Below are 13,885 nucleotides of genomic sequence, written 5' to 3'. Positions count from 1 at the left end.
TTGTGCCCAGGGCTTAAATATCTTTCCGATCCCATGGATTGTCAGGTTACCATGGCTCGCCTCAAGCCCTTCCAAACTCTGGGCGGTTTGGTGGCTTGTAGCTATCCTGTTTGAAGAAAATTTCAGCACTTGAGATAACAGTATGCAATACGACAAATTCCAGATTCCGGACGCGGATCAGATTTTGCCCGGCCGACCACAGCCGATGGAAATCACCGGTGTTCATTATGTCAATGGCAATCCAATTCAGGAGCCATTTCCTGAGGACATGGAGGTCGCATTTTTTGGCATGGGCTGCTTCTGGGGTGCGGAGCGACTTTTTTGGGAAATTGATGGAGTCTATGCCACTGCGGTGGGCTACACCGATGGCGCCACAGAAAACCCAAATTACGATGAGGTGTGCAGTGGCCGCACAGGACATGCCGAAGTAGTTAAGGTGGTATTTGACCCGAAGAAGGTCAGTTATGCAGAGTTACTGAAAACTTTTTGGGATATGCATGACCCCACCCAGGGTATGCGCCAGGGTAATGATATTGGCTCCCAGTACCGCTCCTGTATTTTCTGTACTCATGAAGGACAGAAGAGAGAAGCTGAAGCTAGCAGGGAGGCTATACAAGCAGCTCTCAATGAGAAGCAGCGCGGTGAGGTGACTACCGAAATTAGCATGGCCCAGCCATTTTATTACGCCGAGGAATACCACCAGCAGTATATGGCGAAAAATAAAGAAGCCATTTGCCCGATACTGCGTAATCCCATGCACGATTAAGCCGCTCGGCTGACCCGCGGGGGCGGTAATCACTGCTCCCTCAATACTCCCTGTCTAAATTTTTCCTGGTCTTTTATTCGCTTTGTCGTTGATGTGCGCACCAATCGCTCCAGCTCCCAGGGTAGAGCAGGGAGTCCCGGCGCCCGGCCAGTTGTTGAGCAAAGTAGTTTACACAAGCTGTTACTCCCGAGCCGCAGTAATTCAGAATGGGTCGCCCATCTGAGTGGGAATCCCATATGGCTTGGAGCTCTGCAGGCGACTTCACTTTGCCTATATCGTCAGTCATTTCTGGCCAGGGTTGGTTAATAGCGCTGGGGATATGGCCAGCGATGGGATCTATGGGTTCGTGTTTGCCGGCAAAGCGATCTTTATCTCGCGCGTCTACCAGTTGCCAAGGCGCTTCGTCCAGAGAGGCTTTAATTGCCTCGTAGTGCACCAGCAGATTGTTCTTTGGTTCTGCACTGAAATTACCTTCCCCAGCGGTTTCTGGCTCACTGCTCTCTAAGGCCTGGCCGGCATCGAGCCATGCCCTCAGGCCTCCATTGAGAACCTGGATATTTGTATGGCCGAAAAAGAAAAACAAGAACCAGGCACGCGCAGCAAAGCCCAGGCGATTATCGTCGTAGACAACCACCCGTGTATCAGTGTTGATGCCCAACTTGCGGGCGAATTGCTGGAACTGGGCGCTGCTGGGCATGGGATGGCGTCCGCCAAACTGATCTTTGGGGGCGGACAGATCCCGATGCAGGCTGGCGTAATAGGCTCCGGGGATATGCCCGGCCGCATAGGCTTGGGCTCCGCTTTCCTTGTCGGTGAGGTCATAGCGGCAGTCAAGGATTACCACCTTCTCGCCGGCAATCTGTTTTTTGAGTTCTTCCACCTCAATGAGGGATGTGCTGTACATGCTGTCCACGTTGATTCCTGCTGTCATCCAATGATATGAGCGATTCAGGGCCCGCTCTCCGTAGCTGGGACGCCGGTGGAAGGGGGTTCTGCTTCACCGTCCTGGCTCTGCTCCTCCTGTTCCTTCCGCTCCTCCTGCTCTTCCTGAATCTGGTCGGCTAGCTCCTGTTTACGACAGTTTTTGGTGGGTTCTGTCTGGTCGTTTTCCGGGTTGTCGAGAAAGCGCGCCGCCGCTTTTTCTGCGCAGCTGCTGGCAGAAATAATATCGTGAGCCAATTGAGGAAATAGCAGCCATTGATGATTGGGTAGTGCTTTGCGTGCCATGTCCACATCTTCTGCGGATAAAACCGGATCGAGCCCACCGTGTAACACCATAACCGGCGCGGGAGTGGCGATGGGCTGGGATTCCAGCAGTGGCGCGGCGGGGATTGCCCAGATACGGCATTGCAGCTGCAAAAGATTGAGGTCTGAACGTACAGCACCGCCGAGTATACCCGTGCCCTCAGCGCTTTCGCGGGCTTGGTCGAAATCGACAAAGGGCGCTTCCTCATAGCAGAAATGGCTGACACCGGCGGCGTCGCCAAAGTAGGGGTCCAGTACGATCTCCATAAAGTGTCCAATGGCTTTTTGCGCGGGCTCCAGGCCCTCATCGCCACTGTTTTCCAGTCCTTCAATTAGCTTTGGCAATTCACTGTAGAAATTCTCGTTATACAGAGCCTGGAACAACACCCTTAGCAGGCGTTGACCTGTGAGCACAAACGGGTAGGGCTGATTCGAATAGCGGTGCTTGGCAGAAACAGTGCGCGGTTTCTCATCGAGGGTTTGCACCAGGTTCTCCAGGCGCCGGCGCAGATCCGGGTAGCGGCTGTTGCATTTTGTATCTTCAATACAATGCTTGAGGCCGCGCTCGTAAGCCGCCAGTGAATCCTGTGCAAGCTGTTGGGTATAGGTGATATTCGGGAAGACGGCGCTGTTGAGCACCAGGGCGCGGGTTGAATCGGGGAAATCCCGCGCATAGGTGAGGGCGTAGCGGGAAGAGTAGGATACGCCGTAGAGGTCGAGCTTATCGATTTTCAACAGCTTGCGCAGTTCATCCACATCCCGAGCAATCACTGAGCTGTTGTACTGCGCCATATCCGCGCCCTTGCTTAGACGGCTGTAGCAGCGTTCCATACTGAAAGCGAAAACACGCGCTTCCTCTTCCGGGGAGAGGTTGCGTTGGAAAGCCGTCTGCGCGTCCTCGATAAACTCGTTGCAGGTGAGGCGCGGTCGCGCCATGCCGGTGCCGCGCGGATCGATCACAATCAAATCGCGTCCATCCTCAATGGTCATCGCGGCGTAGTTCAACCACAACCAGTCGCTGGCGTTTTCAGGTTCCAGACCCATGCTGGCGCCAGGGCCACCGGCCCCAAGGTGTAGCAGCGGTACCTTGTTTGTTGCGGGATGATTGGCACGAAAGCGAATCACCGGGAAGCGGATTTTTCGCCTGGTGGGATGGGCGTAATCCTCCGGCACTTCCATCATATAGCACTGGGTGGCGGGCCAACTGTCGTCGGTTTTAAACCAGCAAGACCTAGGGTATAGGTGGGTATAGCTCCTGGGCTTTTTCACTTCGGGGGCTGCCCCCTGCTCAGTCCGATCACAGGCGCTCACCAGCAGGCCGATGAATATGATGCAAGCGGTCAGTGGGCGGAAATTTCGCACTAAGTGTCTTCCTGTGGGCAGAAAAAGTTCTGGGTTCTGTGGGTTATGCCGCTCAATGGTTGCCGAATCGCGCAATGGGGGCGGAGAGGTTCCACCTCAGAGCCGCCAGGCGGATTGTCAAGGTAACCAGCACGGCTAAAGCAACCACCAAATCCCCCGGCAATTTGCCACTGGCATCGAGGGCAACCAGTACGGCGGCGCCAGTGAGTGCCGCGGTTGCATAGATTTCCCGGCGCAGAAGCAGTGGGATATCGCCGGAGAGTACATCGCGAATTACCCCCCCGAAAGTGCCGGTCATCATTCCCATTACGATGGCAATAGTGGCGGAGTAACCCAGCTCTAATCCCTTCTGAGTGCCGATCACCACAAATACCGCGAGGCCGATGGCGTCCGCTATCATCAGTAGGCGCATGGGCACTTGTAAATAGCGTATCAGGTAAAAACTGACTACACCGGTGGTGACAGCGATCCACAAATAGTAGGTGTCTTGCAGCCAAAATACGGGAATATTGAGGATGATGTCCCGAATGGTGCCCCCTCCCGTGGAGGTGACACAGGCGAGTACTACTGCGCCGAATAAATCCATTTGCTTGTGGCCTGCAGCGAGTACACCACTAAAGGCAAAGACTGCAATACCGATCAAATCGAACCAATGCAGCAGCTCATCCATATCATCGTTACATCCAGAGATTGGCGGGCAGGGGAGAATAGCACTTCTATTTGCGCAAAGGGAGTCGGCCACTTAACCGCCATAAAAAAGTGTGAGGCCGTACAATCGGTGGACTAATTATGACGACGGGTGATAGGAGCAAACCTCTTTGGCGCTTTGAGAAAAAAGCGCTACCCAGATGTTTTCAGGCTAGAGCAATTTAAGAATACCTGAACAGTGTCGTTTAAAAGGGTTATTTGGGCCTTTAAGAATTCTTCGGGCTTGCCAACGGTATTGATTGGGCGCTGTTAACTTAAAGGGATCGATGGTGGTAAGGGAGAAGGGAACCGAGGAGGAAAAAAAACTCACCATGCCAATTCATAGCATTCTGAAAGCACTGGTTTGTGTATTTATTATTGGCATGGCCTATCCGATCGTTAAGTTGGCACTCAATGATATTCCTCCTTTGATGCTCACGGCTATGAGATATGCCTTGGCGTCCGTTCCGTTTGTGTGGTTTTTCCCTTTTCCGAAAACCTCGGTATTTAATGTTGTCCTGATCGGCGTATTTCTGCAGTTTCTCACTACAGGGCTGGTTTACTTGGCTTTGCGCGCCGATGTACAAGCGGGAATTGCCTCACTGTTGGTGCAGTCACAAGTGATTTTTACCCTAATACTCAGTTTCTGTTTTTTTGCGGAAAAAATAAGTTGGCAACAGTTTGTGGGCCTGTTGATAGCGGCCGCTGGCTTTACATTGTTTTTCCTTGATGCAGGTCGGGGAGGGGCTACAACTCAAAAAGGATTTTTACTCTTGATGGGCTCGGGGATGGCTTGGGCCACAGCTAATATGGCCTTGAAAAGGTTGCGGGGGGTTAACTTGTTCCACCTGTTGGTCTGGGCATCACTGGTCCCGCCAATTCCTCTATTCGTATTGTCCTATCACTTGGAAACCCGAAGGCCCATTCAGGATTTACTGGAGGCTTCGCCACAAGCCTGGGTCGCGATCCTATATCAGAGCTTATTCCTTACTCTGCTCGCTTATGTTTTGTGGGGAGATTTGATTAGACGTTACTCGGCCGCTTATGTCGCTCCCTTTGGGCTGCTGATCCCGGTATTTGGATTGATGGGTTCCCGGGTGCTGCTTGGAGAGTCTATGGATGCGATGGAGTGGGGGGCATCTCTATTGGTTTTTATTGGGATTGCTTCCTGCGTGATCAATGTGAAGATGATAGAGACACAAGCCAAGCATTAGCCGTTCGCTAAAAGGGAGAGAGGTTTACTCAGAGGGGGCAGGGCGCTTACCCGCGGGCAGATGCCGCGAGTAGCGCCCAATGAGGCGTTAAACGAACGCCTGTAGACCGGTCTGGGCACGGCCAAGGATCAGGGCGTGCACGTCATGGGTGCCCTCATAGGTGTTCACCGCTTCCAGGTTCATCACGTGGCGGATCACGTGGAACTCGTCGGAGATACCGTTACCGCCATGCATATCGCGGGAAACGCGGGCGATATCCAGAGCCTTACCGCAGTTGTTGCGTTTCACCAGGGAGATCATGGTGGGGTCGAACTGCTTGTTCTCATCCATGATGCGACCAACGCGCAGAGAGGCCTGCAGACCCAAGGTGATTTCGGTTTGCATGTCGGCCAGCTTCTTCTGGAACAGCTGGGTTTGGGCCAGTGGGCGATTGAACTGCTTGCGGTCCAGGCCGTACTGGCGCGCCGCGTGCCAGCAGAACTCACCGGCACCCATGGCGCCCCAGGAAATGCCGTAGCGGGCGCGGTTCAAGCAGCCGAAGGGGCCGCGCAGTCCGCCGATTTCCGGGAATTTGTTCTCTTCGGGAACGAAGACATTGTCCATCACAATCTCACCAGTGATGGAGGCGCGCAGGGAGAACTTGCCCTCGATCTTCGGTGCGGTCAGACCTTCCATACCCTTCTCGAGGACGAAGCCGCGAATGATGTCGTCATCGTCTTTGGCCCAAACCACGAAGACATCGGCGATGGGGCTGTTGGTGATCCACATCTTGGCGCCGCTGATGCGGTAGCCGCCGTCCACTTTCTTGGCGCGGGTCTTCATGCCGCCGGGATCGGAGCCTGCATCCGGCTCGGTCAGGCCGAAACAGCCAACCCACTCACCACTGGCCAGCTTGGGCAGGTATTTTTGCTTCTGCTCTTCGCTGCCGTAGGCGTAGATGGGGTGCATCACTAGGCTGGATTGCACACTCATGGCGGAGCGGTAGCCAGAGTCTACGCGCTCGACTTCACGGGCGACCAGACCGTAGGAGACGTAGTTGAGGCCGGCACAGCCATAGCCTTCGATGGTGGAACCCAGCAGGCCCAGTTCACCCATTTCGCTCATGATTTCACGGTCGAAGATCTCGTGGCGGTTGGCCTCCAAGACCCTCGGCATCAGCTTGTTCTGGCAGTATTCGCGCGCGGCATCGCGCACCATACGCTCTTCGTCGGTCAACTGCTGGTCCAGCAGCAGGATATCGTCCCAGTGGGCGAGTGGCTGATGTTTACTCATGGCTAGTCTCTTCTACTTCTTCCGTTATTAATCGGCACCAAAGTTTGTCGCCAGTCCGGCAAAAAACTGACGGATTCTGACAGGGGCATTGGCAATTGCCCCGCGGCAAATCCCGGTGACCATTCAGTTTATTGTGGCGCATCATACCTAAGTAGCCGCGCCGGGGCACTCCTATCGACAGCAAAATTTAGGCTGGCTTGGGTATGGCTGTGTAAACAAGGGTAAAACGCCTTGCGGGCTATTTTGGTCGGAAGATAATGGACGCAATAATTCTCTGTTTTTCCTGTTTTTAAATACTTTTCCGGTGATTTTCCTTGGGCTTTTACCGTGTTTTGGCAATTTGTGTTCCACTGTTGGCCAGTTGCTCCTCTCAGCCGCTCGAGACTATTGCGCCGCAGGATATTTTGTCCCTGCCGCAGACATTTAGTGCCTCGGGTGCTGTGGCAGCCGATGTCCGCTGGTGGCATGGGTTTGAAGATCCCCAACTCGACCAGCTGGTTGAGCTGGCCCTGCAGGACAATCCGGATCTGCACGCCAGTTACTGGCGTTTGCGCCAGGCTTCAGCAGTAGCCCGTGGGGCCCGCTCGGGTCTATGGCCTAGTCTGACTGCTCAAATCGAAAATACCGAGCAGCGTTACTCCTCTGGAGAATTTACCGACCCTTCCAACGAGGGCAATAGTTGGAGCACCCGAATTGCCGCCAGTTATGAACTGGATCTCTGGGGGCGCGTGCGCGCCGGAGCCAGTGCGGCCGAAGCGGGATTCCAGGCCCAGCAACAAAATCTTCAAATTGCCTCCCTGAGCCTTGCCGCAGAGGTGTCCTCAACCTGGTTGCAGTTGCGTGAACAGTGGGGTCAGTGCGATTTGCTTCAAGAGCAGCTGGAAACCAACCGCAAATCTCTGCAGGTACTGGAATCGCGCTTTGCTCGCGGTGTTAGCGTTGCTGCCGATGTATTGCAGCAACGCCAGCTGGTACAGCGATCTGAACAGGAGTTGGAGCAAGCCGGTGCAGACATTGAGATACTCGAGGTGCAACTGGCCACCTTGCTGGGTATCAACCCAAGCCAGCTGGATGGATATATTCACAAAGTTGCCAGTCTACCTATTCTGCCTGCCCTGCCTGATACCGGCATTCCCTCGCAACTATTGCTGCGGCGCCCGGATGTTCGGGAAGCTCAGCGCAAGTTGGTGCAGGACTACCATTTGGCCAATCAAGCCTGGGCGGACCGTTTGCCGGTACTGAGTCTCTCCGCAGTGGCCAGTAACGGTACCAGTCTGATTAGTGACATTACCGAGAATTGGCTGCTCGCTATCGCCGCTTCCCTGGAAGGGGTGATTTTCGATGGCGGTGCTCTCAGTTCGGCACGGCAACAGCAGGATGCGGCCTTACAGGAGCGCTGGGCGGTATATCGCGAAACGGTGAATCAAGCGCTGTCAGAAGTTGAGCAGGCTTTGATCCGTGAGCGCGCCTTGAGGCAGGAACTCGAACACCTGCGTGAACGGGAGCGTTTATCCGATCTGATTGTCCAGCGGCGCAACCGGGCCTATATCCGCGGCGCCGTCGATTTTCTCAACCTGCTGACGGCCACTACCGAGCAGCAGAGCCTGGCTCGCGAGGTGTTGTCAGCCGAGCGTCAGCTGCTGCAAAACCGAGTCACTTTATATCGCGCGCTTTCCGGGGGGGTGCCCCAGGAAGATCTGCCTGCACCGGAGCCCGCAGACCTGGAGCTGTACCTGGAGGGAAATAGTTGATGTCGAAGAAGTTCAATCCGCGCTTGCTTATACCCGTAGTCCTGTTGGCTTTGGCGGCTGTGATCACCGCCTGGATGATGCGGGAGAAACCCACAGTCTCCCGTGGAGAGCGCAAGGTGCCACCGCCGGCCGTGGATGTGGCCGTGGCAGAACAGGGAAATTTCCCCATTACCCTAAGTGCCCTAGGGAAAGTGACTGCGCGCGAATTGGCGGAGGTAGAGCCCCTGGTCGATGGGCAGGTGGAGTGGCTCGATTACGACCTGGGGCCCGGTGCAGTTCTGCCCAAGGGCAAGGTGTTGTTGCGTATTGATTCCGAACCCTACCAATTGGCTCTGAAATCTGCCCAGAGCGCCCTGGCCGGGCGCCGTGCGGAATTGCAGCAGGAGTTGGGCCAACAGCAGGTGGCCCAGGAAGAATACGAACTGCTCGGCACCGCCCTCGGCGATGCCGATCGCGCACTGGTGTTGCGTGAACCCCAGAAGGCTGCGGCCGAGGCCGCGGTACAGGCGGCAGAAGCCGAGGTGGCTTTGGCACAGCGCAATCTGCGCCTCACAGAAGTGCGAGCCCCCTTTGACGCTCTCGTAGTGGAGCGTAATGTGGATGTGGGGGATCGCGTATCCCCCGGCGTCAATCTCTACAGTTTGGCCAGCGCCAGCCGTTTCCAGATAGCTGTTGAGGTTCCCGCCAGTCAGTTACACCGGTTAAACAGCGGTGATGTGGAAGTGCGTATTTTTGGCAGCCAGTGGCCCGCCGGCAGTTACCGCCAGGGAGAGTTTGTGCGGGTGATACCGGTATTGGAGGAGCAGGGGCGCCTGGCGCGAGTGTTGGTTGAACTGGATGACCCTCTTTCTGTTTTGGATCCCTCTCAACCACAGCTTCTACTGAACGATCTGGCACGGGTGGAAATCGTCTCCCAGGGTAAGGAGGCGTTGGTGCGGATTCCGCTCACCGCCTTGCAGGATGACAGCCAGGTCTGGGTGGTGCGTGACAACCGCACCAGTATCCAGCCGGTTGAAGTCGCTTATACCAGCGGCGACTTCGCTGTGCTCGACAGGGGCCTTAGCGGTGGGGAAACCTTGGTAACGACTCGCCTGATCACCGTCACTGAAGGCATGCCAGTAAGGATTGCCGGAGATCCCCGCCCAGGTAAAGGCCTGCCCGCCGATGCCGCTGCCTCAGCGAATGACGGTGCAGTGCCTGGGCTTAGGCGCCAGGAAGCTGGGGGTGCCAATGACTGAGCTGAAAAGAACTGACGCGGATATAGATACCCGCCGTGGCGCCATCGCCTGGATGGCGCGCAACCATGTAACCGCCAATCTGTTAATGCTCGTCCTGATTGTGGGCGGACTCATTTTTTCCCTGGTGGTGAAGAAAGAGGTCTTTCCAGAATTCAGCTTGGATATGGTGACCGTTTCCATCTCCTATCCCGGTGCCAGCCCGGAAGAGGTGGAGCGCGGCGTGTTGGTGGCCGCGGAGCAGGCGGTACAGGGCATTGTGGGCATCAAGGAGATGCGCGGTGTGGCTAATGAAGGTAGCGCCTCCCTGATTTTAGAGTTGGAGGGCGATGCGGATGCCAATCTGGTCTTTCAGAATATTCAGCAAGCCATCGATTCAGTAACTACCTTCCCCAGTGATATCGAACGTCCGCAAGTGAGCTTGGCCGAGCGCAAGCGCGATGTTCTGGACCTTGTTCTGCACGGCAATCTCGATGATCGCAGCTTGCGCGCTCTGGCTATGCAGGTATACGACAAGCTGGAGGCGCACAGCGGTATCACCCAGTTGGAGGCGGAGGGAATTCGCGATCTGGAAGTGGCGGTGGAGATACGCCGCGATGATTTGCGGCGCTATGGCCTCACCCTGTCGGAAGTCGCTCAGGTGGTAAAAAATGCGGCGGTGGATATTCCTTCCGGCAGTGTTAAATCCAATGCCGGTGAAATCCTGGTACGGGTAACCGAGCGCCGTGATTGGGCGCGAGAGTTCGGCAATGTGGTCGTAACCCGCGGCAGTGGTGGTGGTCCGGTTTATCTGCGCGATATTGCTAACATCAGTGATGCCCTTGAAGACGAAGCGCGCAATATGGTGTTTAACGGAGAGCCCGCCGTCAGCATCAAGATTTACCGCGTGGGTGAGCAGACGCCCATGAGTGTCAGTGAGGCGGCGCGGGAGGTCATTGATGAGGTCAGAACCAGCCTGCCACCGGGGGTGACGCTGACCATTCGCGATGACGACTCGGAAATTTTCAAAGAGCGCCTCACCCTGCTACTGAAAAACGGTTTTATTGGTCTGATTCTGGTATTTGTAGTGCTTGGCGCCTTCCTGGAATTGCGCTTGGCATTTTGGGTCACCCTGGGCATCCCCACCAGTTTTCTCGGTTCGCTGCTGTTCCTGCCTGGGCTGGATATATCCATCAGTATGGTGAGTATGTTCGCCTTTATCATCGCCCTGGGCATAGTGGTGGATGATGCGATTATCGCCGGGGAAAATATTCACGAATGGCGCCAGAAGGGTTACAGCAACCTGGAGGCTGCTATTGCCGGTGCGCGCCAGGTGGCGGTGCCGCTCACTTTTGCCATCCTCACCAATATCGTTGCCTTTATTCCCCTGATGGAATTGCCCGGCTTTATGGGCAAGATTTTCGGCGTTGTTCCTTTTGTAGTGGGTTCCGTATTTATTATTTCCTGGGTCGAGGCACTGTTTATTTTACCGGCGCACCTGGCTCATTCCCGCCGGGGTTATAAAAGCCGGTGGGCCCGCCGTTTTGCCGCCCGGCAAAAATTGTTGGCGCGCGGCCTGGACCGCTTTGTACAACGACGCTTCCGGCCCTTTTTGGATTTTTGTGTGGCGCATCGCTACAGCACGATTGCCGTCGCCATTGCCATTTTGTTGGTGGTGGGGGGCTATGCAGCCAGTGGGCGTATGGGCTTTACCCTGATGCCGCGAGTGGAGCGGGATTCAGGCCGTTTTGCGGTGACTTTCCCCACTGGTACCCCTCAACAGCAGTTGGAAAAAGCCAGGGCGCAGATTATTGATGCAGCCGATAGGGTGCTCGAACAATACGACCGGAATCGGGTTTTCCTCGGTAGCCGTGGAATGATTGGGGATGATGCGATTCAGGTGGATGCCTATTTTGTTGCAGCGGATCAGCGCAGCTTTTCCACCGGCGAGTTTGTGCGTGAGTGGCGAAGGGAGGTTGGACCTATAGCCGGTTCTCTCAGTGCAATTACGGCATCCGATCGCGGTGGGCCCGGCGCCGGTTCCTCCTTGACGGTGGAGCTGCGTCATACCGATACGGACACACTGGAACAGGCCGCGGTACGCCTGGCCAGTGAGTTGGAGAAATTCCCCAATGTGAGCGATATCGACGCGGGTATTTCGCTCGGCAAAACCCAGCTCGATTTAACCCTGACGGAAACTGCCAAAAGTTTAGGTGTTTCCGCAGAGGAAATCGGCCGTCAACTAAGGGCCTCCCTTTATGGTGCCGAAGCTTTGCGCCAGCAGCGCGGGCGTGACCAGGTGAAGGTGATGGTGCGCCTGCCGGAGAGTGAGCGAGTGACGATGGACGATGTACAAAATATGATGATCCGCGCCGGCAACGGCCAGTGGCTGCCGCTCCTTGACCTTGTCGAGATCGACCAGGGGCGCGCTTATGCCAAGATCAATCGCCGCGAGGGGCGCCGGGTGACCACGGTTACCGCCAATGTGGAGCCCAGCGATCAGGCCGCCCTGGTCATTAACGAGTTGAATCTCAGCGTGATCCCTCAACTGAAAGCAGAATTTCCCGGCCTCGGCATTTCCTATGAGGGGCGCCAGGCGGATGAGCGGGAGGGGTTAGCCTCACTGGGCATGACTTTTATGCTGGCTATGGCAGTACTCTATCTACTGCTGGCGATTCCGCTTAAAAGTTATATGCAACCACTCATAGTGATGATTGCCATTCCCTTTGGTGTGATTGGCGCATTGCTCGGCCACCTGGGTATGGGGTATGGCCTCAGCATGGTGAGCCTGTTGGGTATTGTGGCGCTTGCTGGGGTGGTTATTAACGATACCCTGGTAATGATCGAATACAGCAACCGCTTGCGCAGTGAAGGGATCGACCTGGAGAGCGCCATCAAGGGTGCAGCGGTACGCCGCTTCCGTCCGATTGTGCTGACCACAGTAACCACATTCTGTGGCCTGATGCCGATGATCTTTGAAACCTCGGTGCAGGCACGCTTTATGATCCCGATGGCAATTTCCCTCGGCTACGGCATTCTTGCGGCCACGGCAATCTCGCTATTGCTGGTGCCCTGCCTGTACCTGACATTTGGAAAAGATATTCCGCAGTTGTTGGAACGGGCTAAAGCTGTATTGAAATCCCTCGGTCGAACTGCGCAGGTTTAATCCCTGCGCAGTTCGTCCTTGGTGGCGATGGGGTTGGGAAAATTCATCACCACGATATAAGAGGACACCAGGAATGTCAGGATTGCGGTGGCCTGTATTAAGTGCGAAGCCTCGCTGCTTATCAGGTTCTGGCTGAAGGCGAGTAGGGCGATTAGCAGGGAGAATTCACTGATTTGTCCCAGACGGAAGCCGATATCCCAGGCTAATATCTTGAGCTCGCTTTGGCTGCCGAGCAGGTAGCGGAATACCACCGGCTTGGCAAACAGCACTATTGCAGCGGTTACCAGGGCTGGGACCAGGATTTCCGGCAGCATCGACAATTTGAACTGGGCACCGAGGCTAAAGAAAAACAGGATCAAAAAGAAGTCCCGCAGGGGTTTCAGGTTGAGGGCTATGTACTGCGATATACGGCTGGCGGCGAGCGTGATACCGGCGATAAAAGCGCCGATTTCCCGCGACAGTCCCAGCGTCTCGGCCAGCTCCGCCATGCCCATACACCATCCCAGCGCCATCAGAAATACATACTCGTGGAAGCGGTCGAAGCGGCTGAACAACGGCAGCAGCAGGTATTTCACCATCAGCCAGGCAAAAGCCAACAACAAGGGTAGGGCTCCGAAAGAGATTGCTACCTGTCCCAGATGCATATCTCCACTACTGTCACTGAGTAGAATCATCAGACAGACGATGGCGACAAAATCCTGAAACAGCAACAGGCCTACCATCAACTCACCCAGCTTTTTGTGGTGTAGCACCGTGGTGGGCAGCAGCTTGATGCCGATAATGGTACTGGAGAACATCAGGGCCATGCCAATAATCCAACTCTCCATGGTGGTAAAGCCAAACAGCTGACCAATGGAAAATCCGATACCCAGGAAAACGGCACAACTGATAATGCCGACAAAAGTAGCCTTGCGCAGCACCGAGACCAGTGCCTGGGGTTGCATATCCAGCCCTAACAGAAACAGCAGGAAAATAATGCCCACGTTGGACATGTCCGAGAGTAGGCGCAGGTTGTCGATGACCGCAAGCCCGGATGGTCCCAGCAATACACCCAGGGCGATATAGGCTACCAGTAGAGGTTGACGACCGAAGAGCGCCAGAGTGGCGACTATTGCGGCGCCACTAAAAATAAGAAAGAAAGATTGGAAGAGAGAGCTGTCCGCCACAGGTCATCCTTGAGAGTGTGCGAGATCTCATCATTATCCACA

The 13,885-nt window shown here is 55.3% G+C and carries 10 protein-coding genes; 5 read left to right on the top strand and 5 right to left on the bottom strand.

Features of this window, described 5'->3' with window-relative positions:
• The first annotated feature begins 142 nt into the window (after positions 1 to 142).
• The gene (msrA, locus tag LC073_RS18070) at positions 143 to 766 is read left to right on the top strand and encodes a peptide-methionine (S)-S-oxide reductase MsrA (protein ID WP_226648720.1); all 624 of its coding nucleotides are present in this window, start codon (positions 143 to 145) and stop codon (positions 764 to 766) included.
• A gap of 73 nt (positions 767 to 839) precedes the next feature.
• On the opposite strand, the gene LC073_RS18065 is transcribed toward msrA, so the two are convergent.
• The 3 genes from LC073_RS18065 to LC073_RS18055 are packed head-to-tail and all read right to left on the bottom strand — an operon-like array spanning position 840 to position 4,115.
• The gene (locus tag LC073_RS18065; protein WP_226648719.1) at positions 840 to 1,670 is read right to left on the bottom strand and encodes a sulfurtransferase; all 831 of its coding nucleotides are present in this window, start codon (positions 1,668 to 1,670) and stop codon (positions 840 to 842) included.
• Positions 1,671 to 1,714: 44 nt separating this feature from the next.
• Entirely contained in the window at positions 1,715 to 3,373 is a 1,659-nt protein-coding gene (locus LC073_RS18060) for an alpha/beta fold hydrolase (protein WP_226648718.1), read from the bottom strand.
• A gap of 52 nt (positions 3,374 to 3,425) precedes the next feature.
• Positions 3,426 to 4,115 (bottom strand): trimeric intracellular cation channel family protein, encoded by a 690-nt coding sequence (locus LC073_RS18055; RefSeq protein WP_226648717.1) that lies wholly within the window; start codon positions 4,113 to 4,115, stop codon positions 3,426 to 3,428.
• A 277-nt stretch (positions 4,116 to 4,392) separates the two neighbouring features.
• Between LC073_RS18055 and LC073_RS18050 the strand changes: the two genes are divergently transcribed.
• Positions 4,393 to 5,274, top strand: coding sequence for a DMT family transporter (locus tag LC073_RS18050; RefSeq protein WP_226648716.1), 882 nt, complete (start codon positions 4,393 to 4,395; stop codon positions 5,272 to 5,274).
• An 87-nt stretch (positions 5,275 to 5,361) separates the two neighbouring features.
• On the opposite strand, the gene LC073_RS18045 is transcribed toward LC073_RS18050, so the two are convergent.
• Positions 5,362 to 6,546: an acyl-CoA dehydrogenase gene (locus LC073_RS18045; protein WP_226648715.1), complete on the bottom strand. Its 1,185-nt coding sequence runs from the start codon at positions 6,544 to 6,546 to the stop codon at positions 5,362 to 5,364.
• Positions 6,547 to 6,860: 314 nt separating this feature from the next.
• Between LC073_RS18045 and LC073_RS18040 the strand changes: the two genes are divergently transcribed.
• The 3 genes from LC073_RS18040 to LC073_RS18030 are packed head-to-tail and all read left to right on the top strand — an operon-like array spanning position 6,861 to position 12,677.
• Positions 6,861 to 8,297 carry an efflux transporter outer membrane subunit gene (locus LC073_RS18040; protein ID WP_226648714.1) on the top strand — a complete coding sequence of 479 codons (1,437 nt, stop codon included), beginning with the start codon at positions 6,861 to 6,863 and terminating at the stop codon, positions 8,295 to 8,297.
• Entirely contained in the window at positions 8,297 to 9,535 is a 1,239-nt protein-coding gene (locus LC073_RS18035) for an efflux RND transporter periplasmic adaptor subunit (RefSeq protein ID WP_226648713.1), read from the top strand. Before LC073_RS18040 ends, LC073_RS18035 begins: the two co-directional genes overlap by 1 nt.
• Positions 9,528 to 12,677, top strand: coding sequence for an efflux RND transporter permease subunit (locus LC073_RS18030; RefSeq protein WP_226648712.1), 3,150 nt, complete (start codon positions 9,528 to 9,530; stop codon positions 12,675 to 12,677). Before LC073_RS18035 ends, LC073_RS18030 begins: the two co-directional genes overlap by 8 nt.
• Here the strand turns inward: LC073_RS18030 and LC073_RS18025 are convergent.
• A complete protein-coding gene (locus tag LC073_RS18025) occupies positions 12,674 to 13,843 on the bottom strand; it encodes a cation:proton antiporter (RefSeq protein WP_226648711.1) in 1,170 nt (389 codons plus the stop codon). The two genes, LC073_RS18030 and LC073_RS18025, sit on opposite strands and share 4 nt — an antisense overlap.
• Positions 13,844 to 13,885 lie beyond the last annotated feature (42 nt).

This window comes from Microbulbifer variabilis (assembly GCF_020524905.1).
Taxonomy (GTDB): Bacteria; Pseudomonadota; Gammaproteobacteria; order Pseudomonadales; family Cellvibrionaceae; genus Microbulbifer; species Microbulbifer variabilis_A.
This window is presented reverse-complemented; position numbering and strand designations above follow the sequence as displayed.